Below are 20,616 nucleotides of genomic sequence, written 5' to 3'. Positions count from 1 at the left end.
CCGGCATCGGTCAGGCGTTGAGCGCGCCGTCGATGAGGTGGAGCGACCCCGAGACGTACGACGCCTGCGGCGACAGCAGCCAGACCACCATCTCGGCGACCTCCCCGGCGGTGCCGTAGCGGCCGAGCGGGACCTGCGAGGACAGCTCGGCGTACGCCGCGTCGGGGTCCTCGGGGTTGATCTGCCGGGTGAGGTCGCGGGCCATCCGGGTGTCGATGTGGCCGGGGGCGACGGCGTTGACGCGTACGCCGTACGGCGCGCCCTCGAGTGCCGCGCACCGGGTGAGGCCGGCGACGGCGTGCTTCGAGGCGACGTACGGCGAGAAGGTCGGCGCCCCGATGATGGCGGCCTGCGAGGCGGTATTGACGATGGCGCCGGAGCCCTGCGGCTTCATCACCCGGAGCACGGCGCGCAGGCCGAGGAAGACGCCGCGGGCGTTGACCGCCCAGACCCGGTCGAAGTCGTCGACGTCGAGCTCGGTCATCGGCGCCATCCGGCCCTCGATGCCGGCGTTGTTGTGGAAGAGGTCGACCCGGCCGCGCTCCTCGACGGTGCGCGCGACGTAGCCGTCGACGTCGGCCTCCTCGCGTACGTCGGCCACGATCGGCAGCGCGTCGGGGACCTCCGCGGCCTGCGCCTTCAGCTCGTCGGCGGCGATGTCGACCATCGTGACCAGCGCGCCCTCGGCGGCGAGCCGCTTCGACACCTCCAGCCCGAAGCCGGCGGCCGCGCCGGTGACGATCGCGACCTGTCCGTCGAACCGCATCAGCCCGCTCCTCCGGTCGCGCCCGCGAGCGGTCCCACGGCCCCCGCGAGCAGGTTCCGGTGGCGCTCGATGATCTGCTCGTCCCACTCGTGGTCGGTGAGCAGGTAGGGCGCGTCGGCCCGCACCGCCGCGACCAGCTTCGCCGCCACCTCCGAGGGCGGCATCCCGGCGGAGAGCACCGCGTGCATCTCCTCGCGCAGCTCACGCCCGCGCACGGCGCCGGAGGTCTCGACCTCGTTCTGCAGCTCGGCGGGGCGGTTGCGGCTGCCGTGGAACAGGTTGGTCGCGATCGTGCCCGGGCACAGCGCCGTGACGCCGATCGGCAGCTCCTGCTCGCGCAGGTCGTTGCGCAGCACCTCCGAGAGCGCGAGCACGGCGTGCTTGGTGATGCCGTACATGTTGGTCGCCGCGATCACCGCCGTCATCGAGCAGGTGTTGACGACGTGACCGGGCTGCCCGCTCTCGATCATCAGCGGCACGAAGGTGCGGATGCCGTGGACGACGCTCCAGAAGTTCACGTCGACCGTCCAGGCCCAGTCCTTGTCGGTGGCCTCCCAGATCGGGCCGTCGAGGTAGCCCTCCACCCCGGCGTTGTTGCAGAGCAGGTGGACGCCGCCGTACGTCTCGACGGCGGCGGCCGCGAGGTGCTGGACGGCGGGGAGGCTGGAGACGTCGGTGGGTACGCCGACGGCCTCCTGCCCCAGGGCGGTGATGTCGGCCACCGTCGCGTCGAGCGCGTCGCGCTGGATATCGGCGGCCACGACTTTCATGCCCTCGGCCGCGAACGCCTTCGCGAACGCCTCGCCCATGCCGCTGCCGGCGCCGGTGACGACGGCGACCCTGCCGGTGAGCTGCTCCATCTCTTCTCCAATCGTCCGAGTCGTCCGAGTCGTCCTGGTCGTCCTGGTCGTCCTGGTCGTCCGGCTCAGACCGTCGACGGGACCCGCTGCGGGCGGGTCAGGATCCGCACCAGCTCGCCCGGCGTGCGCAGCCGGTGCAGCGCGTCGGGCGTCGAGGGCAGGTCCACCTGCTCCGAGACCAGCTCGTGGGTAGGTGCGCGGCCGGTCACGAGGTGGTCGACGGCGGCGCGGTAGTCGGGGGCGTCGAACGCGCAGCTCCCGACGAGGGTGTGGCCCTCGCTGAGCAGCGGGAAGAGGGGTACGGCGGGGGCGTGCGGGGCCAGTGCCACCTCGACACACACGCCGCCTGGGCCGAGCACGCCCAGCGCGTCCGGGACCGCGTCGGGCGCCGCGGAGCACTCGAGCACGGCGGCGTACGACAGCTTCTCGGCCTCGGCGTGCTCGCGGACCGACACCTCGCGGGTGTCGATGACGTCGGTGGCCCCCATCAGCGCGGCCGCCGCCCGGCGGCCGGGCGATCGGCCGGCCGCGACGATCCGCTCGACGCCGGCGAGGCGGAGCGCGACGATCGCGTTGAGGCCGATCGGGCCGACGCCGTAGACCAGGGCGGCGTCGCCGGGATGCACCCGGGCCAGCCGGACCGCGGCGAGCGCCACAGCGAGCGGCTCGGCGTCGGCGGCCCGCTCGAGCGGCAGGTCCTCGGGCACCGGGACGACCTGGGCGGCCGGCGCGGCGACGTACTGCGCGAAGGCGCCGGGCCTGGTGATGCCGACGTTCGGCACGCTGCAGCGGAACGGCAGGCCGCGCACGCACGCCGCGCAGCGGCCGCAGCCGCCGATCGGGTTGACCGCGACCGCCTGCCCGACCAGGCCGCGGTCGACCCCGGCGCCGACCTCCACGACCCGGCCGCCGAACTCGTGGCCGAGCACGTGGCCGTCGTACGTCTGGCCCTGCTCGACGGCGTGCACGTCGGAGCCGCACAGCCCGCACGCCTCCACCTCGACGACCACCTCGTCCGCGGCCGGGACTGGGTCGGGCAGGTCGGCGACCGCGGTCCCGCCGGCGGTGCAGACGACCGCCTTCATCGGTCGTCGCCGTCCCCGGCCGCATCCCCGGTCGTCAGGTCGAGGGCGAGCCGGACGACGCCGTCGACGGTGATGCCGTAGTACTCGTAGAGCTCGGCGGGGGCGCCGACCTCGAGGTCCTCGTCGGGCAGCGCGACGTGGGCCAGCTCGGCGACGACGCCGTGGCGACCCAGTGTCTCCGCGACGATGCTGGTCAGACCGCCCACGAGACTGTGGTCCTCCACGGTGAGCAGCCGGCCGGTGTGCGCGGCCGCTGCGAGGACCGCCTCCTCGTCGTACGGCTTGAGGTAGGCGCAGTCGTAGACCTCGGCCGAGACGCCCTGCTTCTCGAGCTCGGCCGCCGCCCGGACGGCGAGCCCGACCCCGAGGCCGTGGGCGAGGAGGGTGAGGTCGTCGCCGTCGCGCACCCGCAGCCACTTCCCGCGCTCGTAGGTCGGCGGCTCCTCGTAGACCGGTTCGGCCCCTTCCCCGATGCGGAGGTAGACCGGCCCGGGGTGGTCCTCGGTCGCCGCCATCAGGCTGAGCACCGACTGGCTGTCGGCCGGCGAGAGGACGGTGAGCCCGGTGATCGCCCGTCCGACGGCGACGTCCTCGACCGCGTGGTGGCTGGTGCCGAACCAGCCCATCGCGAGCCCGGTGAGCCGGCCGACGAGGCGCAGCGGCAGGTGGTTGTACGCCGCGTCGGTGCGCAGCTGCTCCGCGCATTTCAGGACGCCGAACGGCGACATCGAGTAGACGTACGGGAGGAAGCCGCTGGCAGCGAGCCCGGCGGCGACGGAGATCGAGTTCGTCTCCGCGATGCCGAGCTCGATGTAGCGCTCCGGGAAGCGCTCGCGGAAGTCGGCGAGCGTGGTCGAGAGGTCGGCGGTGAGCGTGACGATCCGCGGGTTGGCCTCCGCCATCCGGGCGATCGCCACGCCGGCCGGGTTGGTCGCCAGCTCGGTGTCGATGTCGACGTCGGAGAAGACGTCGACCATCGTCGGGGCGTCGGCCCGGGCATCGGTGCTGGCGTCGGTGCTGGTCACGACATCCGCTCCTTGATCTCGAGGATCGCCCGGTCCCGCTGGTCTGGGTCCATGAGGCCGAGGTGCCAGGCCTGCGGCGCCGCCTCGGTGAGGCTGGTGCCCCTCCCCTTGCGGGTGCGGGCGATGACGCAGACCGGCTTGCGGGAGTCGACCGGCGGCAGGGCGTCGAAGGTCGCGACGAGCGCCTCGACGGAGTGGCCGTCGATCTCGTGCACGTCCCAGCCGAAGGAGGCGAACCGCTCGCCGAGCGGCTCGATGTTCATCGCCTCCGAGGTCGGCCCCGAGCCGGAGAGCCCGTTGGCGTCGACGACCGCGACGAGGTTGCCGAGCCCGTAGTGGCTGGCCGCCATGGCCGCCTCCCAGACCTGACCCTCCTGCAGCTCGCCGTCGCCGGTCAGCACGAAGGTCCGGTAGTCGCGGCCGGAGAGCCGCCCGGCCAGCGCCATGCCGGTGGCGACCGAGAGGTTGTGCCCGAGCGCACCGGAGCTGAAGTCGATGCCGGGGGCGAGCCGCATGTTGGGGTGGTCGTTGAGCGGCGATCCGATCCTGCCGAACTTCGCCAGCCACTCCTCCGGGTAGTAGCCGAGGTCGGCCAGCACCGGCCACAGCCCGGTCGCGACGTGGCCCTTCCCGAGCAGGAACCGGTCACGGTCGGGCCAGTCCGGGTGGGCGGGGTCGAGCCGCAGCGAGTGGTAGTAGAGGACGGCGTAGATCTCCGCGCACGAGAACGTGCTGGCGTAGTGGCCGAGGCCGGCCTGGTCGATCAGCTCGATGGTCCGGAGGCGGATCCAGTCGGCCCGGTTCCGCAGCTCGGAGGGTGTGACGGGGCGGGCGCGCTCGAGACGCGACCCGACCGGCGCGGTGTCGACGGGCATGCCTGCACCTTGCCCACGGATCCTCGGGCCGAAGTAGCCGCCTCCCGCTCAGTGGAAGGTGTCCTCAGATCGTCATACATAGTGTTGACAATCGAATGTGACCGGCGACACAGTCGCGCAAACCCCGCCCTTCCTCGCCACGAGGAACCCTCAGCGGAGGAGCTGATCGATGAGGATCCAGTCCGGACACGGTTCGTCTCGGGGTAGATGGCGGAGCGTCACGACGGCGGTCGCGGCAGCAGCGGCGGCCGCCACCCTCGCGGCATGCGGAGCCGTCGACACGGGCTCGGGCGCCTCGGGCAGCGACGACGACCTGGACAGCAGCGACACCGGCTTCCTCTCCCAGGCGCAGTACGACCAGCTGTCGTCGATCGTCGACAAGGCCGAGGCTGTCCCGCAGTTCGTCAGCCCGGGCAAGGCGTTCGACATCTCGAAGGCGAAGGGCAAGCGCCTCTTCGTCATCCCGACCGCCAGCCAGCTGCCGGTCTGCCAGCAGATCGCCGAGTCGATCGTGAAGCTGGCCCCGAAGGTCGGGATGTCGGGCAAGGTCTTCGACAACAGCGGCGGCGCGTCGGGCTGGATCCCCGGCATCCAGCAGGCGATCAGCCAGCACTACGACGCGATCGTCCTGGTGTGCGGCATCGACCCGAACCTCATCGGCCCGCAGCTGCAGGCCGCCAAGCGGGCCGGCATCGCCGTGATCGACTCCGGCCTCACCGACATCGAGAAGGGGGAGGCGACCAATCCGCTCGTGACCGCGCAGACCAACCTGCCCAACATGGAGGCGATGCGCTGGGCGATCGACAAGGCGATCCTGGACAACCGCAAGGAGCCGTTCCACGCCTTCGTGATCACGTCCAACGACGTCCCCAGCGGGGTCGACATGTACGGCGCGCTGAAGGGCGAGTTCAAGAAGTACTGCCCCGACTGCAAGGTCACCACGACCAACATCGCCGTCCCCGACTGGGCGACGAAGGTGCAGTCGGCGGTCAGCTCCGCCCTCCAGGCCAACCCGGACATCAAGGCCGTCATCCCGATCTTCGACGGCGAGGTCCCACCGGCCGCCGCCGGCATCCGGGCGAGCGGCCGCGACGACGTCTTCATCTACGGCGCCTACGGCGGCACGCCGGAGTACGTCAAGGCGATGGGCGACAGCATCCCGATGAAGGCCGACGTCGGCCCGACCCAGCTGTGGCGGGCGTACGCCACGATGGACCAGACCCTGCGGGTGCTGAGCGGCGCCGGCGCCGTACCTCCGTCGAAGGACGGCGACCCGTCCCGGCTGTGGACGCTCAGCAACCACGACGAGGTCACGAAGGTCAACAACGGCTTCGGGACCGACTTCCAGACCGAGTACGAGAAGCTCTGGGGGGTCAGCTGAGCACCGAGGACCCGCGCGGGGTGGCCGTCCCCGCCCCGCGCGGAGGAGCTGGCACGGGCGCGGCGCCGGTCCTGGAGCTGCGGGACATCACCATGCGCTTCGGGCTCTTCCACGCGCTGGACGGGGTGGGCCTCGACGTCTACCCGGGCGAGATCGTCGCGCTCCTCGGCGAGAACGGCTGCGGCAAGTCGACGCTGGTCAAGGTGCTGGCCGGGGTCAACGTGCCCGAGCCCGGCGGCACGCTGCGGCTCTCCGGCGCCGACGTGCCCCTGCCGCTCGCGCCCGGGCAGTTCCGCGAGCTCGGGTTGAGCTTCGTCCACCAGGACCTCGGCCTCGCCCGGACGCTGAGCGTCGTCGAGAACCTCATGGTCGGCGACGCCGCCACCCGGCGCGGGATGATCAGCTGGCGCAAGGAGACCAGGCGCGTGCGCACCCTCCTGCGGGAGTACGGCGTTGACGTCGACCCGCTGCTCACCATCAACGAGCTGCCCCCGGTCGGCCAGGCGCTGGTCGCGATCGTGCGCGCGGCCGAGGAGCAGCGCCGGTTCCGCGAGGAGGGCACGGTCGGCCAGTCGATCCTCTTCCTCGACGAGCCGACGGTGTTCCTGCCCGAGAACGAGGTCGAGTTCCTCTTCGACCTGGTCCGGACGATCGTGCGCGACGGCGCGAGCGTCGTCTTCATCTCCCACGACCTCGACGCCGTACGCCGGCTGTGCGACCGCGCCGTGGTGCTCCACGACGGGGTCGTCGCCGGCGAGGCCCGTCTCGACGAGGTCACCGACGAGCAGCTCATCGAGATGATCGTCGGGCAGTCGGCCGGGCTCGTCGGCGCGACGTACCGCCGCCAGGAGACCGACGACGAACCACCGGCCGCCGAGCTGCCGGTCGTGGCCGGGGTGTCCGGGCTGTCCGGCGGCCGCGTCGAGCGGGCCGACCTCACCGTTCATGCCGGAGAGATCGTCGGCATCGCCGGCCTGCTCGGGTCGGGCGCGGAGGAGGTGCCGTACCTCTGCTTCGGTGCGCACCGCTCCACCGGCGGGACCCTCACGATCGACGGGCGGCCGCTCCGGCTGACGCGGCTCACCGCGGCCGAGGCCGTCCAGCACCGGATCGCGCTCGTCCCCGCCGACCGGAGGCGCGACGGCATCGCCGCGTCGATGACCGTCGGGGAGAACGCCACCATCCTGGTCAACGACCGCTACACCCGGCTCGGCGGGATCCGGTTCAAGCGGGTGCGGTCGCGGGTGGGCGAGCTGCTCGAGAAGTTCGACGTACGCCCGCGGAACGCGTCCGCGCTGCTCGGCCGGCTCAGCGGCGGCAACCAGCAGAAGGTCGTGCTCGCGAAGTGGATGGAGATCGAGCCGCGGCTGCTGCTCCTCCACGAGCCGACCCAGGGCGTCGACGTCGCCGCGCGCGCGTCGATCTACCGGCACGTCCGGCAGGCGACCGCGACCGGCATGGGCACGCTCTGGGTGTCCAACGACTTCGAGGAGCTGGCCACGGTCTGCGACCGCGTGCTCGTCATGGCCGACGGCGTCATCCGCGCCGAGCTCACCGGCGAGGACGTCACCGAGGACCGGATCAGCACCTCCGTCTACCAGTACTCCACCAACGCGGCGTCCGTCCTCGCGGACGTCCCGGGCGCCTGACCGCCGAGAGGGGAACGCGCGATGTCGACCACCAAGGTGTCCTCCCCCGCGAAGACACCCACACCGAAGCCCGCCGGCCCGCGGCAGGCGCAGGAGGAGCGCAGCTTCGCCGTCCTCGCCGAGCGGCTCGCCCTCCCGGTCGCGTTCGTCGCGATCATCGTCTTCTTCTCGGTGCTGCGGCCCGAGCAGTTCGCCACCTGGTCCAACGTCTCGAACATCCTCGGCTCGCAGGCCGTGCTGTTCGTGCTCGCGCTCGCCGCGCTGATGCCGTCCATCACCGGCGACTTCGACCTCTCCCTCGGCGGGGTGATGGGGCTGACCGCCGTCGTGGTCGGCGACCTCAACACCTCGCAGGGGATGAACATCTGGGTCGCCAGCCTCATCGGCGTCGCCGTCGCCCTGCTCGCCGGCATCGTCAACGGGTTCTTCGTCGTCGTCTGCGACACGAACGCCCTGATCACCACGCTCGGGATGGGCACCGTCTTCACCGGCCTGATCTACTACGTCGCCGGGTCGAAGACGATCGTCGGCATCGACGGCGACCTGACCCGGTGGACCTTCAGCGCGAAGCTCTTCGACGTGCCCTTCGAGTTCTGGTACGGCGTCATCATCATGCTCGTCATCTGGTGGGTCACCACCTACCACCCGCTCGGGCTGCGGGCGCTCTTCGTCGGCCAGTCCCGCGACGTCGCCCGGCTCTCCGGGATCCGGGTGTCGCGGATCCGCTTCGGCGGCTACGTGCTCGGCGGGCTGATCGCGGGCATCGCCGGGCTGCTCTTCCTCGGCACCACGAGCTCGGCCGACCCCACCGCGAGCGGGCCCTACCTGCTGCCGGCGTACGCTGCGGTGTTCCTCGGCGCGACCAGCATCAAGCCCGGCCGGTTCAACGCACTCGGCACGGGCCTGGCGGTCTACTTCCTGGCGACCGGCACGATCGGGCTGCAGATCCTCGGCGCGCAGAACTACGTGCAGCAGCTGTTCTACGGCGCCGCGCTGGTCCTCGCCGTCGTACTCTCGCGGCAGATCCGGCGGAACCGGTGAACCCCCTCTTCGACATGTCCGACCGGACCGCCGTCGTCACCGGCGGCGGGTCCGGGCTGGGCCGCGCGATCGTCGAGGGCCTGCACGATGCCGGCGCGCACGTCGTCGTGGCCGACGTCTCCACCGACCGGCTCGCCAAGGTCGCCGCCGAGCTCGGCTCGGAGCGGCTGGAGACCGCCGAGCTCGACGTACGCGACACCGCGGCGGTCGACGCCCTCCTCGACGACGTCGCCGCCCGGCGCGACGGGCTCGACGCGGTCTTCGCGAACGCCGGGATCGCCCGCGGTCCGGGTCCCGGCGACGAGCGCGGCCTGCTGGAGACGTTCGACCTCGACGACTGGGACGCGCTCGTCGACGTGAACCTCCACGGCGTGCTCCGCACGGTCCGCGCCGCCGCCCGGCTGATGAAGCCGCGCCGCCGCGGCAGCATCGTGCTCACCGCCTCGACCGCCGGGCTGCGGGCCGACCCGCTCGTCTCGTACTCCTACGTCGTCGCGAAGGCGGGCGTCGTCAACCTGACCCGCCAGGCCGCCCTCGACCTGGCCCGCTGGGGCGTACGCGTCAACGCCATCGCCCCCGGCCCGTTCCGCACCAACATCGGCGGCGAGGGCCCGATCGACCCCGCGGGCGAGGCGATGTGGTCCTCGATGGTCCCGCTCGGCCGGATGGGCGAGCCGGACGAGGTCCGCGGCCTCGCCCTCCTGCTCGCCTCCGACGCCGGCAGCTTCATGACCGGAGGCGTCTACACCGTCGACGGCGGCGCCATGCTCCAGGCCCCTGCGCTGCGCGAGGGTCCGGAGGCGATCTGACCCGGTGCCGCTTCGCGGACCGTTGCCACGCCGCGGGATCGGGTACCGCGGCGAGAGCATGGACGCTGACACGAGCACCGAGGCGGCGAAGACCGCCCGACGGGGGCGGCTCTGGTACGCCGACATGTCGCCCAACGAGCGTCGTACGTTCTGGGCGTGCTTCGGCGGCTGGGCCACCGACGCCTTCGACGTCCAGATGTTCAGCCTCGTCCTCACGGTGCTGCTCTCGACCGGGTTCCTGGCCAGCAACGGCGAGGCCGGCACGATCGCCACCATCACACTGGTCAGCTCGGCCTTCGGCGGGTGGGTCGCCGGGCTCCTCGCTGACCGGTTCGGGCGGATCACGATGCTCAAGGTGTCCGTCTGCTGGTTCGCGGTCTTCGCCTGCGCCTGCGGGTTCGCGCAGGACGATCTCCAGCTCGGCGGACTGCGCGCGCTGATGGGCCTCGGTTTCGGAGGCGAGTGGGCCGTTGGCGCCGTGCTCATGGCCGAGACCGTCAGGGCCGGCATCCGGGGCCGGGCCGTCGGCGGGGTCCAGGCCGCCTGGTCGGTCGGCTGGGGCGCCGCGGTCGTGCTGTACGTCGTGGTCAGTGACGGGGTCAGCGACGACTGGCTGTGGCGGATCATGTTCTGGGCCGGACTGCTGCCCGCGCTGCTGGTGCTCTACATCCGGCGCCACGTCGAGGAGCCGCCGCTCGCGCGTCGTACGGCCGGGCCACGGCCCGGTCTGGCCGGCGTGCTGCAGATCTTCCACCCCGAGTTCCTCGGCCGTACCGTGCTCTGCTCGCTCATTGCGGTGGGCGCACAGGGCGGCTACTACGCGCTCACCACGTGGCTTCCCCAGTTCCTCGAGGAGGAGCGCGGACTCGAGGTCCTCGCTCTCGGCGGGACGCTCGCGGTCGTCATCGTCGGCGCGTTCGTCGGATACCTGCTCGGGGCGGACCTCTCCGACCGGCTCGGGCGGCGCTGGACGCTGGTGGTCACCTCGATCCTCGCCCTCGCGATCTCGCTGGTGTTCACCCTGCTCCATCCCTCGACGGCCGTGTTCACCGTGCTGTGCTTCCCGCTCGGGATGTTCTCTGCGGCGTACTTCAGCTCGCTCGGCCCGCTGTTCTCCGAGCAGTACCCCACCCGCATCCGCGCCTCCGGCCAGGGCTTCTGCTACAACTTCGGCCGCGGGATCGGCGCGCTGTTCCCCTCAGCCATCGGTTTCCTCTCCGACCGGATCGAGGTCGGTACCGCGATCGCGGTCTTCGCCGGCTCGGCGTACGCCCTGCTGGCCATCTGCGCGCTCGTCGTGCGCGAGCGGGACGACGTGGACATCGACACCGTCGACGAGGCCCTCGCGTGACCGGTCTCCCACCGGCGGCGATCGACAACCACTGCCATGTGCTCGACGGGTCCCGGACCGGCGTGCGCGGGGCGCGCTACCCGATCTTCGACGCGCCACTGCCCGCGTACATGCAGCACCTCGCGGCTCTCGGCGCCGGGCGCGGGGTGCTCGTGACGGCATCTGCCCACGGGTCCGACAACGAGCCGTTGCTCGACGCCCTCGCGCACTCCGACCGCGAGCTGCGCGGCGTCGCCGTCGTCAACACCGACGCCACCGACGACGAGCTGCTGCGGCTGCACTCGTACGGCGTACGTGCCCTGCGACTGCAGGACCGCTTTCCCGGCGGCGCGCCGCTGGCGTCGCTCGGGACGATGGCGCGTCGGGCCGCCAACCTCGGCTGGCACCTCGAGATCTGGACGGCATGGACCGACCATCTCGACTGGCTCCCGCGGGCGGTCGCGGCGAGCCCGGTGCCCGTGGTCGTCGACCATCTCGGCTACTTCCCGCCGGGCCATCACGACGAGGCGGCCGCGATCGACACACTCGTCGGCCTCGCCCGTGACGGCCAGGCCTGGATCACCCTCTCCGGTGCCGCGCGGGTTACCGAGGAGGAGCCCGCCGAGGCGGGCCACCGGGTCGCTCCGCGTGTACGCCGTCTGCTCGCCGAGGTCCCCGACCGGCTGCTGTGGGGATCGGATTGGCCGCACGTCGCCGCACCGATCCGGCCCCCGACCGCGCGGGAACTGCTCGATGAGCTCGACGTCTGGTTCGAGGGCGACGAGGACCTGCTTGAGCAGGTCACCGTGGCCAACGGCGAGATCGCGTACGGCTTCGAGCCGCGCGCGACCTAGCACTCGCGCGACGTAGCCCTAGGGCTACACGCGATTCGGCTCAGACCCGGTCCTGGACCGCCGCACCCTCCTCGGACATGCGCGCGCAGCTCGCGCAGCAGTAGAAGTGGCCGGAGACCTCGACGCCGTGCCCGATCACCCGGCAGCCGCAGTGCTCGCAGACCGGCGCGAGCGCGTGGATGGCGCACTCGAAGCTGTCGAAGGTGTGCTGCGCTCCCGCGACCAGTACGTCGAAGCTCTTGTCGTAGTCGTTCCCGCAGACCTCGCACACCGCCATGGTCGACCTCCGGGGTCAGACGGCCTGCAGGCGTCGCGCGAGCAGCTCCTTGCCCTGCTCGGCACCCTTGCGGCTGTCCGACTGCGCCTTGCGGAAGAAGTCCGCGAGCTCGCTGTCACCGGCGCGCTCGGCGTCCTCAATGTAGTTCTCGAGCCTCAGCGCGTTGCTCAGGCACGCCTCGGTGAACCAGATGATGTTGTAGTCCTTGTCAGCGGTGCCGGTCGTGTGGCCGGTCTCGGTGCGCTGCGACATTGCAGTCCTCCTCGTGGTTGTCCGTCCGTCTCCGGTAACCGCGACGAGGACCGCCATTCTCGACACGCCGACTCGGTGGGCCCCGTCGGGCTCGAACCGACGACCCTCGGATTAAAAGTCCGGTGCTCTACCAACTGAGCTAGAGGCCCGTGCGTGGCGACAGTCTGCCACCGCGCGGCCGGAGAGCGACGGTGGGCCCTCAGACGTACCGGCTCCGTCTGAGGGCCCACTGATCGACCGATCAGGCGATGGTCGTGCGCACCCGGATGGTGCCGGGATGGGTGACCCGCAGCAGGTGCTGCATCCGGTCGTCGTCGGCGAAGGCGAGGCGCGCCGGCTTCGCGGTGATCGTCGTGGCGAGGGGCTCGCCCCAGTCCCAGGTCACGGTGATGCCGCTCCGGGTGATGCTCACCCCGGTCGCGGTGGTGGACGTCGAGGAGCCCCACGACGCGGACGCGTCCGAGCCGGCCAGCGCGATCTGGTCGGCCTCGCGCAGCAGCAGCGGCACCTGCTCGTAGGCGCGGAAGCCGGCGTCGACGTCGCGGACGAACCCGTCGTCGGCGATCGTGGTCGTGGTGACCACGCCGGTCGAGGCGCCGCGGGTCGTGATCGTCAGGTCCCCGGTGGCCCCGCGCAGCTGGTCGACACCGACAGCGGCGCCGCCGGCGGCGTAGGACACCGCAAGGTGCTCCCGGGCGTCGGAGGTCCCGCTGCCCGGGGTGAGCGTCCCCCAGAAGGAGTCGGTCGTGTTGCCGTTGAAGCCGAGCACGACGGTGCCGGCGTCGGGGTGCCAGAGCAGCTGCGGACCGACCCGGACGGAGACCGACGACGGCTCGCCGTACAGCGCGGCGAGGTAGTACGCGGGGCGGCGTACGAAGAGGAACTGCATGTCGTGGAACTCCCCGACCCGCGGCTCGGTGAACCGACTGTTGGCGACCGGGGCGAGCTGCGCGGCCCGGCGGGCCTTCTCGTTGACGTCCAGCCCCTTCGGGGCGAGGAGCTCATACATCCACAGCCGGGGCGAGGTGTCCTGCTTGGCGCGCGGCGCCACCGCCTCGCTCGACTTCCCCCACGCGACCTGGCTGGCCTGCACGTCCTGGGAGGCCGGGCGGAAGGCGCCGAGGAGCGGCGCCGCGGCGAGCAGCTCGTTCACCTCGGCCCGGCTGTCGTCGTCGGGCGGCTCGAAGTCCCGGACGCTGCCGACCGGGTTCGTGCGCGAGGAGAACGCCGCGGCGAGGATGGGTCCGGGACTGTCGGGCTCGTCGAGCGCGACGTACTGGAGGAAGTCGGCGAAGCTCCGCGCCATCGCCGCGACGCGCTCGTCCCCGGTGAGGGCGTAGAGGTGCCCGAGGTCCGGCAGCTCGACGCCGAAGTTGTAGCCCTGGTCGAAGCCGTCGGACTCGTGGAACCAGCCGCCGGCCGACTGGCAGGTCTGCGCCAGCAGCCCGATCCGGTCGACGGCGCTCTGCCGGCGTACGTCGTCCCCGATGGCGACGGCGGCCTCGTACGCCCCGACGAGCGCGGCCGCCGACTGGTTGGCGGCACCGCTCGAGCCGTACGTCCACATCGCGGCGTTCGTCTCGTCGAGCACCCAGTCCGCCGCGGCACCGAGGGCCGACCGGATCTGCTCCCGACGCTCCGGATAGGCACCCGCACCGCTCAGCGCGCGGAGCGTCGTGGACAGCGCCGTCAGCCCGAAAGCGGTGGCTGCCTTCCCGTGCTGGCTCAGCGAGGTCTCCGGGAAGGTCCCGTCGTCGTGCTGCAGCCCCAGGTAGTAGCCGATCGCCGCGTCCAGCCGATCGCCGAGCGCCTGGTCGAGGTGGTAGGGGTTCCACGGCCGCTCGTTGGCGTAGAACCACGCGAGCGTCGCGACGTGCTCCATGACGCGGGCGTTGTAGCTGGCCGACGGCGAGCGCCACCAGCCGCCGGACATCCAGCCGTGCAGGTCCGATCCGTCGGTGACGATGTCGTTGGCCATCGGCGCGAGGATCATCAGGTACGCCGCCAGACCCTGCTCCTGCTTCTCGAAGGTCTCTCGCTTCGGTGCCCCGGGCGGGAGCTCGGCGACGGACGGGTAGCTGCCCGCCGCTGCGGCACGGGCGGGGACCGGGCGGTTCAGCACGAGCCCGGCCATGGTGACGGCGCCGGCCTGCAAGGCCAGGCGCCGGGTCAGAAGGGGTCGTACGCCGCGCCCGAGGGCGCGGTCGTCCGAAGGAAGTTGCGACGCCATCGGCGCACTCCGTTCATGAACAAACGTGAACAACCGGCACCCAGCCCGATGCCAGATGCCGCCGAGCAGCCCGAGAATGGTGGTGATCGTGGCACCGGGATGTGACGTGCGCAACAAGAATGGGGAATTCTGCTGATCTATTTCCGCACTATCTCATGAACTATTCATGGCTCGCTGCGGACAAAGGCCAGCGCCCGCACGATGGGAGTCGTACGGGCGTGCGGCGCGGCGGACGAGCCGAGGGACGGTGGGCCCTCGGACGTGCCGGAGACGTCTGAGGACCCACTGATCGAGCGATCAGGAGTCGCTGCCGGTGGACCGGTCTCAGTCGAAGTACGTCGAGACGTCCACCGCGCCGCCCGCCGCCGCGAAGTCGTCGGCGACGGCCTGCCGCAGCTCGCCGTCCCAGAGGTAGTCGGCGGCGACGCCGGCGAGGCCGTAGGCCGCGTCGAGCACGGTCGCGTCGGCCGCCTCGGTGACCGCGGCGGCGGCGAACTCGTGGCTGTGCAGCGACACCTGCGGCTCGGCGATCTTGACCATCGCATGCAGTCCGGGGATCCGGAAGGAGACGTTGCCGAAGTCGGTCGAGCCGGCCAGCAGGTCGGGGAGCACCCCGGCCGCGAGGAGCGAGCGGCCGCGCTCGGCGTACCGCCTGTTCCAGGCCTGTGCCAGCGGGGTGTTGTTGCGGAGCGGGAGGTACGCCGGCGACTCGTCCCAGGCGAGCTCCACGCCGCAGCCGGTCATCAGGGCGGCGCCGTGAGCGATCTCCTCGAGCCGGGTGCTCAGCAGGGAGAGCTCCTCGGCGTACTGGCTGCGGACGTAGAAGACGACCTCGGCCCGCTCGGGGATGACGTTGGGGCGCACGCCGCCGTCGCTGATGACCGCGTGGACCCGGTCGAACGGCGGCATCTGCTGCCGGTTGAGCGCGACGCCGGTGTAGAGCAGGTGGGCGGCGTCGAGCGCGTTGCGGCCCATGAACGGCTGGATCGAGGCGTGGGCGGCGATGCCGGTGTAGGTGACGCGGAGCTGGCGGCGTCCGAGGAAGACCGGCTCGGCGAGGTCGTAGCCGAACGGGTGCACCATCACCGCCGCGTCGATGTCGTCGAAGGCACCGTCGCGGGCCATCAGCTCCTTGCCGCCGCCGCCCTCCTCGGCGGGGGTGCCCAGCCAGACGACCCGGCCGGGCAGGCGCTCGCCCGAGTGGCCCGCCAGCGCGGCCAGCGCGAGGAAGGCGCCGAGGCCGGCGGTCGCGATGACGTTGTGGCCGCAGCCGTGGCCGACTCCGGGGAGCGCGTCGTACTCCGAGAGGATCGCGATCGTCGGCCCGTCGCCGCCGGAGACCTCCGCGCGCAGCGCGGTCTCGAGGCCGTGGGCACCGCGGGTGACCGCGACGCCGTGGCCCTCGACGAGGTCGGCCAGCGCCGCCGCCGAGCGGTGCTCCTCGAAGGAGACCTCCGGGTGCTCGGCGAGGTCGTGCGAGGCGGTGAGCAGCTCGTCGCGCAGCCCGTCGACGGCCTTCGCCAGCTTGTGGAGGACCTCGTCGGGAGCGCCCGCCGCGCTGGACGCGACCGCCCGTGACGCCCGGGCCCGGGCCTCGGTCTCGACGTCGAGCTGACGCAGCACGAACGGATCGACGGGGTGCGGCTCGCGCATCGCTCTCCTGGGTCCGAGGGTCGGCGGTCCGCGCACCGTAGCAGCCGTGGCGGAGTCGGGCATCCGGCTGTTTGCTAGGACGTCCACGGATTACGCTGGGGCCATGCCCGCACGCCACGTCGTCACCTCCGAGGAGACCGCCGAGCTGCTGCGTCTCGTGCGGGAGATCGCGGCCGAGGAGCTGGCACCGCGGTCGGCCGCGGCCGAGGCCGACGAGGCGTTCCCGCGCGACATGTTCACGCTGCTGGGCCGGACGGGAGTGCTGGGCCTCCCCTACCCCGAGGAGTTCGCCGGCGGCGGGGTCTCGTACGCCGACTACCTCCGGGTGCTCGAGGAGCTCGGCGCGGCGTGGGCGTCGATCGGCGTCGGCGTCTCGGTGCACGCCCTCTCCTGCTACCCGCTCGCCACCTTCGGCACCGACGAGCAGAAGAAGCAGTGGCTGCCCGACATGCTCGGCGGCGAGCTGCTGGGGGCCTACTGCCTCAGCGAGCCCCATGCGGGCTCCGACCCCGCGGCGATGCAGACCCGGGCGGTGCGCGACGGCGACGCCTGGGTGATCACCGGCGCCAAGGCATGGACCACCCACGGCGGGAAGGCCGACTTCTACACCGTGCTGGCGCGCACCGGCGAGCCGAGGAGCGCGATCTCCTGCTTCCTCGTGCCGGCCGACGCCGACGGCCTCACCGCTGACCCGCCCGAGCGTAAGATGGGGCTGACCGGCAGCGCGACCGCCACGATGCGCTTCGACGGCGTACGCGTCCCGGCCGACCGACTCATCGGCGGCGAGGGCGAGGGCCTGCGCATCGCCCTCGCGGCGCTCGACTCCGGACGGCTCGGCATCGCGGCCGTCGCCACCGGGCTGGCCCAGGGCGCGCTCGACCGGGCGGTCGCCTACGCCCGTGAGCGGGAGACCTTCGGGAAGCGGATCATCGACCACCAGGGGCTGGCGTTCGTGCTCGCGGACATGGAGGCGGCGGTCGTCTCGGCGCGGGCGACGCTGCAGGCGGCCGCCACCCTCCGCGACCGCGGGCTGCCGTTCTCCACCGAGGCGTCGGTCGCCAAGCTGGTGGCCACCGACAACGCGATGAAGGTGACGACCGACGCGGTCCAGGTGCTCGGCGGCTACGGCTACACCAGGGACTTCCCGGTCGAGCGCTACATGCGCGAGGCCAAGGTCATGCAGATCTTCGAGGGGACCAACCAGATCCAGCGGATGGTCATCTCGCGCGCGCTGGACAAGGGTGGTTCAGGGACCATCGTCACGGCCTGAGCGAACTTCCTGCGGGGTCCGGAAGGCGGACCTACCCTGCCGCCATGGGGGACCTCGACGAGCGGCACGACGCACTGCCGCGCACCATCTTCTTCAGGCCGCGCAAGCAGGCCCGCCGGCTGCTGACGACGCTGCTCGTGCTGGCCGCGGCCTCGGCCGTCGTGCTGCTCGTCGACGCCTGGCGCGAGCGCACCGTCTTCGGCTACGAGCTCGCGGCGGTCGCCGTCGGCCTCACCGCGATCACGTACGCCGTCCGGGCCGGCTCCGCGCTCGCCACCCTGACCGTCACCGGCGGGCTGCTCGAGATCCGGCGCGGCGGAAGCCGCACCTCCTTCGACCTGGCCAGCCCGGACACCCGGCTGGAGGTCGTCGGCCGCCCGGGCAGCCGCCGCTGGAAGGTGCTGTTCCAGAGGCGGTCGCTGGCGCCGTACGTCGTCGACGCGTCCATGGTCGACCCGGCGGAGTTCATGCGGGTGCTGAGGTACTACCGCCGCGACGTCGACCCGGACTGACGCGGGACGGGCCCGCTCAGCTCGGCGTTGTGACCCCGCGCTCGTGCTCGTCGGTGAGCCGGGCCTCCTCGGCCGCCTGCTCCTCGAGCTCGCGGCGGCGCTCCTCGATGAGCCGGTCGCCCTCGCCGGGCGGGGAGACCAGCCCGGCGGCGCCGCCTTCGATGCGTTCGAGGGCGGACCGGGCGAAGATCTGCTGCATCGTGGTGGTCCGCTCGGACCGGTCCCGGCCGATGAACGACATGAACCAGTGCAGCGTCGCGGTGAGCCGGTTGCGGAACCCCGTCATGTAGGCGAGGTGCACGACCAGCCACATCATCCACGCGAGGAACCCGGAGAGCTTGAACCTGCCCATGCTCACCACCGCGTTGAAGCGGCTGATGGTGGCCATCGAGCCCTTGTCGAAGTACTTGAAGTCGCCTGGGTCCGGCTTGCCCTTGAGCCGGTTCTTGATCGTCTTCGCGGAGTGCTTGGCGCCCTGGATCGCGACCTGCGCAACGCCGGGCAGGTGGTTGAGATTGATCATGTCGCCGACCACGAACACCTCGGGGTGGCCGGGCAGCGTCAGGTCGGGGTTGACCGCGATCCGGCCGGCCCGGTCGAGCTCGGCGCCGGTCTGCTCCGACAGGGTCTTGCCGAGCTCGGAGGCTTGGACCCCGGCGGCCCAGACCTTCGTGACCGAGTCGATGCGCTGCGTCGTACCGTCCTTGAACTTCATCTCCAGGCCCTGCTCGTCGACGCGCGTCACCATCGCGCCGAGGATGACCTCGACCCCGGTCCGCTCGAGGGCCCTCTGGGACTTCTCGCCCAGCTTCTCCCCGAACGGCGGCAGCACCTGCGGTGCGGCGTCGACCAGCACGACGCGGGCCTTCTGGCTCTGGATGTGGCGGAAGTCGGTCTTGAGCGTACGGCGGGCGAGCTCGGCGATCTGGCCGGCCATCTCGACGCCCGTGGGGCCCGCACCGACCACGACGAAGGTCAGCAGGTTGTCGACGTTCTCGCCGCGGGCGGCACCGATCTCGGCGAGCTCGAAGGCGCCGAAGATCCGGCCGCGCAGCTCAAGCGCGTCGTCGATGCTCTTCATCCCGGGCGCGAACTCGGCGAACTGGTCGTTGCCGAAGTAGGACTGGCCGGCGCCGGCGGCGACGATGAGCGAGTCGTAGCCGGTGACCGTACGCCGGTTGAGCAGCTCGGAGGTGACGGTCTTGTTGGTGAGGTCGATGTCGATGACGTCCCCGAGGAGGACGGTGGTGTTCCTCTGATGCTGGAGGACCTCGCGGGTCGGCGGCGCGATCTCGCCCTGGGAGAGGATGCCGGTGGCCACCTGGTAGAGCAGCGGCTGGAACAGGTGGTGGGTCGTGCGGGCGATGACCGTCACCTCGACGTCGGCGCGCTTGAGCTCCTTCGCGGCGAAGAGGCCGCCGAAGCCCGACCCGATGATCACGACGCGGTGCTTGCCCGAGCCCTGAGCGGCGGACGCCTGCTGGATCTCTGGCTGGTTGGCTGCCATGCCTCACCCTTCCCACGGGGGTTAGATCGTTCCATTCCCTATTCTGCCCGTCGGTCCACCACCCGGTAACCCAGGGGGCCGTCTGCATCCTCACATCGCACCCGCCCAGGTCCCGCATGTCGAGCCGGGACTTTGCAACCACGAAAATGTGCGGAGAATTCGGTTTGACCGCCACATTGCGTGGGTAGATGCGTCCCGTACTCTCGACTTCCGCCGCCTCGGACCGAGGGTCGCCGATCGACCACCCCTGTCTGCACGAAGGAGCTACCGTGCCGCTCAATCGGCCGGCCCTCACGCTGGCACCTGGTCCGCGGGCTGCGGCGGACGCCCGGCACTGGGTCGTGCGGGCCTGTCAGGACATCGGCCGCCCCGAGCTCATCGAGTGCGCCCAGCTGGGCGTCGCCGAGCTCGTCGCCAACGCCCTCCTCCACGGGACCGAGCCGGTCCAGGTCCGGGTGCGCGGCACCCGCGACCACCCGCGGGTCGAGGTCCGGGACGGCTCGGTGGAGCAGCCGGTCCTGCCCGGACCGCTCTCGATCGAGGCTGAGGAGGACCTGCTCGTGACCTTCGGTCGCGGGCTCACGATCGTCGCCAAGGTCTCCGACGCGTGGGGGGCCGAGATCGAGAACGACGGCAAGGTCGTCTGGTTCGCCCCGGCCACCGACATCTCCGACGGCGACGGCGTCCCGGGCGTCATCACGGGTGCGCCCGCCGTCCCCGAGCCGCGCGCGGAGGTCGAGGACCCGGTCGAGGTGCACGTCCTCGGCGTACCCCTTGCGCTGTACGTCGGCTTCCAGAACCACTTCCGCGAGCTGCGCCGCGAGGTCCGGCTGCTCGCGCTCGCGCACGCGGCCGAGTACCCGCTCGCGAAGAGCCTCTCCGACCTGTTCAGCGCCCTCGAGCGGCAGCTCCGCGACGGGATCGGCCAGGCCGAGATCGAGGGCGCCGTGGACAGCGGGGCCGAGCGCGCCGACCTGCGCGTGCGGATGCCGCGGGCCGCCGCCGAGACGCTGCAGCGCTTCCTCGAGCTCCTCGACGTCACCGACGAGTTCTGCCGCCAGGAGCGGCTGCTGACCCTTGCCCGCAGTCCCGAACAGGTGCGCTTCCAGCGCTGGTTCCTTGGGGAGTACATCCGCCAGGCCGCCGGGTCGTCCCCGACGCCCTGGCCTTCTGATGCGAGGGAGCGCGCCGTCCGCTGACTCCGCTGACGAGGCGGGGGCCGCTCCCACCACCGATCCCA

The 20,616-nt window shown here is 71.9% G+C and carries 19 protein-coding genes and 1 tRNA gene; 9 read left to right on the top strand and 11 right to left on the bottom strand.

Annotated features, from left to right (window positions below; translation table 11 throughout):
* Positions 1-10: 10 nt before the first annotated feature.
* The 5 genes from ABLE53_RS08500 to ABLE53_RS08480 form a co-directional block, all read right to left on the bottom strand.
* A complete protein-coding gene (locus ABLE53_RS08500) occupies positions 11-766 on the bottom strand; it encodes an SDR family NAD(P)-dependent oxidoreductase (protein ID WP_348858365.1) in 756 nt (251 codons plus the stop codon).
* A complete protein-coding gene (locus ABLE53_RS08495) occupies positions 766-1,626 on the bottom strand; it encodes an SDR family NAD(P)-dependent oxidoreductase (protein ID WP_348858364.1) in 861 nt (286 codons plus the stop codon). The genes ABLE53_RS08500 and ABLE53_RS08495 overlap by 1 nt, the downstream gene beginning before the upstream one ends.
* A gap of 65 nt (positions 1,627-1,691) precedes the next feature.
* Positions 1,692-2,711 carry a zinc-dependent alcohol dehydrogenase gene (locus tag ABLE53_RS08490; RefSeq protein WP_348858363.1) on the bottom strand — a complete coding sequence of 340 codons (1,020 nt, stop codon included), beginning with the start codon at positions 2,709-2,711 and terminating at the stop codon, positions 1,692-1,694.
* Positions 2,708-3,736, bottom strand: coding sequence for a transketolase family protein (locus tag ABLE53_RS08485; protein WP_348858362.1), 1,029 nt, complete (start codon positions 3,734-3,736; stop codon positions 2,708-2,710). The genes ABLE53_RS08490 and ABLE53_RS08485 overlap by 4 nt, the downstream gene beginning before the upstream one ends.
* On the bottom strand, positions 3,733-4,611 hold the full coding sequence (locus ABLE53_RS08480) for a transketolase (RefSeq protein ID WP_348858361.1): 879 nt from the start codon (positions 4,609-4,611) through the stop codon (positions 3,733-3,735). The genes ABLE53_RS08485 and ABLE53_RS08480 overlap by 4 nt, the downstream gene beginning before the upstream one ends.
* A gap of 169 nt (positions 4,612-4,780) precedes the next feature.
* Between ABLE53_RS08480 and ABLE53_RS08475 the strand changes: the two genes are divergently transcribed.
* Genes ABLE53_RS08475 through ABLE53_RS08450 form a run of 6 tightly spaced genes read left to right on the top strand, consistent with a single transcriptional unit; the run spans position 4,781 to position 11,675 of the window.
* Positions 4,781-5,992: a sugar ABC transporter substrate-binding protein gene (locus ABLE53_RS08475; RefSeq protein WP_348858360.1), complete on the top strand. Its 1,212-nt coding sequence runs from the start codon at positions 4,781-4,783 to the stop codon at positions 5,990-5,992.
* Positions 5,993-6,012: 20 nt separating this feature from the next.
* Complete coding sequence (locus tag ABLE53_RS08470) at positions 6,013-7,641, top strand: sugar ABC transporter ATP-binding protein (protein WP_348858359.1); 1,629 nt, start codon at positions 6,013-6,015, stop codon at positions 7,639-7,641.
* Positions 7,642-7,662: 21 nt separating this feature from the next.
* Entirely contained in the window at positions 7,663-8,682 is a 1,020-nt protein-coding gene (locus ABLE53_RS08465) for an ABC transporter permease (protein WP_348858358.1), read from the top strand.
* 14 nt (positions 8,683-8,696) lie between these two features.
* Entirely contained in the window at positions 8,697-9,491 is a 795-nt protein-coding gene (locus tag ABLE53_RS08460; RefSeq protein ID WP_348858357.1) for an SDR family NAD(P)-dependent oxidoreductase, read from the top strand.
* Between the two features lie 58 nt (positions 9,492-9,549).
* Positions 9,550-10,842 carry an MFS transporter gene (locus tag ABLE53_RS08455; protein ID WP_348858356.1) on the top strand — a complete coding sequence of 431 codons (1,293 nt, stop codon included), beginning with the start codon at positions 9,550-9,552 and terminating at the stop codon, positions 10,840-10,842.
* A complete protein-coding gene (locus ABLE53_RS08450) occupies positions 10,839-11,675 on the top strand; it encodes an amidohydrolase family protein (protein ID WP_348858354.1) in 837 nt (278 codons plus the stop codon). The genes ABLE53_RS08455 and ABLE53_RS08450 overlap by 4 nt, the downstream gene beginning before the upstream one ends.
* Before the next feature lie 40 nt (positions 11,676-11,715).
* On the opposite strand, the gene ABLE53_RS08445 is transcribed toward ABLE53_RS08450, so the two are convergent.
* From ABLE53_RS08445 to ABLE53_RS08425, 5 genes are all read right to left on the bottom strand, one after another.
* Positions 11,716-11,952 carry a Prokaryotic metallothionein gene (locus ABLE53_RS08445; protein ID WP_348858353.1) on the bottom strand — a complete coding sequence of 79 codons (237 nt, stop codon included), beginning with the start codon at positions 11,950-11,952 and terminating at the stop codon, positions 11,716-11,718.
* A gap of 15 nt (positions 11,953-11,967) precedes the next feature.
* Positions 11,968-12,204, bottom strand: a complete 237-nt coding sequence (locus tag ABLE53_RS08440) for a hypothetical protein (RefSeq protein ID WP_348858352.1) — start codon at positions 12,202-12,204, stop codon at positions 11,968-11,970.
* 76 nt (positions 12,205-12,280) lie between these two features.
* Positions 12,281-12,353, bottom strand: a tRNA-Lys gene (locus ABLE53_RS08435).
* A gap of 92 nt (positions 12,354-12,445) precedes the next feature.
* On the bottom strand, positions 12,446-14,434 hold the full coding sequence (locus ABLE53_RS08430; protein WP_348858351.1) for a hypothetical protein: 1,989 nt from the start codon (positions 14,432-14,434) through the stop codon (positions 12,446-12,448).
* A gap of 324 nt (positions 14,435-14,758) precedes the next feature.
* Positions 14,759-16,087, bottom strand: a complete 1,329-nt coding sequence (locus tag ABLE53_RS08425; protein WP_348858350.1) for a M20 family metallopeptidase — start codon at positions 16,085-16,087, stop codon at positions 14,759-14,761.
* A 103-nt stretch (positions 16,088-16,190) separates the two neighbouring features.
* Between ABLE53_RS08425 and ABLE53_RS08420 the strand changes: the two genes are divergently transcribed.
* Positions 16,191-17,357 carry an acyl-CoA dehydrogenase family protein gene (locus ABLE53_RS08420; RefSeq protein WP_348858348.1) on the top strand — a complete coding sequence of 389 codons (1,167 nt, stop codon included), beginning with the start codon at positions 16,191-16,193 and terminating at the stop codon, positions 17,355-17,357.
* A gap of 44 nt (positions 17,358-17,401) precedes the next feature.
* Positions 17,402-17,869, top strand: a complete 468-nt coding sequence (locus tag ABLE53_RS08415; protein ID WP_348858347.1) for a hypothetical protein — start codon at positions 17,402-17,404, stop codon at positions 17,867-17,869.
* A gap of 16 nt (positions 17,870-17,885) precedes the next feature.
* On the opposite strand, the gene ABLE53_RS08410 is transcribed toward ABLE53_RS08415, so the two are convergent.
* Positions 17,886-19,376: an NAD(P)/FAD-dependent oxidoreductase gene (locus ABLE53_RS08410; RefSeq protein ID WP_348858346.1), complete on the bottom strand. Its 1,491-nt coding sequence runs from the start codon at positions 19,374-19,376 to the stop codon at positions 17,886-17,888.
* 269 nt (positions 19,377-19,645) lie between these two features.
* Between ABLE53_RS08410 and ABLE53_RS08405 the strand changes: the two genes are divergently transcribed.
* A complete protein-coding gene (locus tag ABLE53_RS08405; protein ID WP_348858345.1) occupies positions 19,646-20,575 on the top strand; it encodes an ATP-binding protein in 930 nt (309 codons plus the stop codon).
* Positions 20,576-20,616: the final 41 nt, after the last annotated feature.

The organism is Nocardioides asiaticus (assembly GCF_040049175.1).
In the GTDB taxonomy this organism is placed as follows: Bacteria; Actinomycetota; Actinomycetes; order Propionibacteriales; family Nocardioidaceae; genus Nocardioides; species Nocardioides cheoyonin.
This window is presented reverse-complemented; position numbering and strand designations above follow the sequence as displayed.

Bases quoted from the DNA above. Each gene is read 5' to 3' on its own strand.
- ABLE53_RS08500 (WP_348858365.1), bottom strand. From the start codon at position 766: ATGCGGTTCGACGGACAGGTCGCGATCGTCACCGGCGCGGCCGCCGGC.
- ABLE53_RS08495 (WP_348858364.1), bottom strand. From the start codon at position 1,626: ATGGAGCAGCTCACCGGCAGGGTCGCCGTCGTCACCGGCGCCGGCAGC.
- ABLE53_RS08490 (WP_348858363.1), bottom strand. From the start codon at position 2,711: ATGAAGGCGGTCGTCTGCACCGCCGGCGGGACCGCGGTCGCCGACCTG.
- ABLE53_RS08480 (WP_348858361.1), bottom strand. From the start codon at position 4,611: ATGCCCGTCGACACCGCGCCGGTCGGGTCGCGTCTCGAGCGCGCCCGC.
- ABLE53_RS08475 (WP_348858360.1), top strand. From the start codon at position 4,781: ATGAGGATCCAGTCCGGACACGGTTCGTCTCGGGGTAGATGGCGGAGC.
- ABLE53_RS08465 (WP_348858358.1), top strand. From the start codon at position 7,663: ATGTCGACCACCAAGGTGTCCTCCCCCGCGAAGACACCCACACCGAAG.
- ABLE53_RS08460 (WP_348858357.1), top strand. From the start codon at position 8,697: ATGTCCGACCGGACCGCCGTCGTCACCGGCGGCGGGTCCGGGCTGGGC.
- ABLE53_RS08455 (WP_348858356.1), top strand. From the start codon at position 9,550: ATGGACGCTGACACGAGCACCGAGGCGGCGAAGACCGCCCGACGGGGG.
- ABLE53_RS08445 (WP_348858353.1), bottom strand. From the start codon at position 11,952: ATGGCGGTGTGCGAGGTCTGCGGGAACGACTACGACAAGAGCTTCGAC.
- ABLE53_RS08440 (WP_348858352.1), bottom strand. From the start codon at position 12,204: ATGTCGCAGCGCACCGAGACCGGCCACACGACCGGCACCGCTGACAAG.
- ABLE53_RS08430 (WP_348858351.1), bottom strand. From the start codon at position 14,434: ATGGCGTCGCAACTTCCTTCGGACGACCGCGCCCTCGGGCGCGGCGTA.
- ABLE53_RS08425 (WP_348858350.1), bottom strand. From the start codon at position 16,087: ATGCGCGAGCCGCACCCCGTCGATCCGTTCGTGCTGCGTCAGCTCGAC.
- ABLE53_RS08420 (WP_348858348.1), top strand. From the start codon at position 16,191: ATGCCCGCACGCCACGTCGTCACCTCCGAGGAGACCGCCGAGCTGCTG.
- ABLE53_RS08415 (WP_348858347.1), top strand. From the start codon at position 17,402: ATGGGGGACCTCGACGAGCGGCACGACGCACTGCCGCGCACCATCTTC.
- ABLE53_RS08410 (WP_348858346.1), bottom strand. From the start codon at position 19,376: ATGGCAGCCAACCAGCCAGAGATCCAGCAGGCGTCCGCCGCTCAGGGC.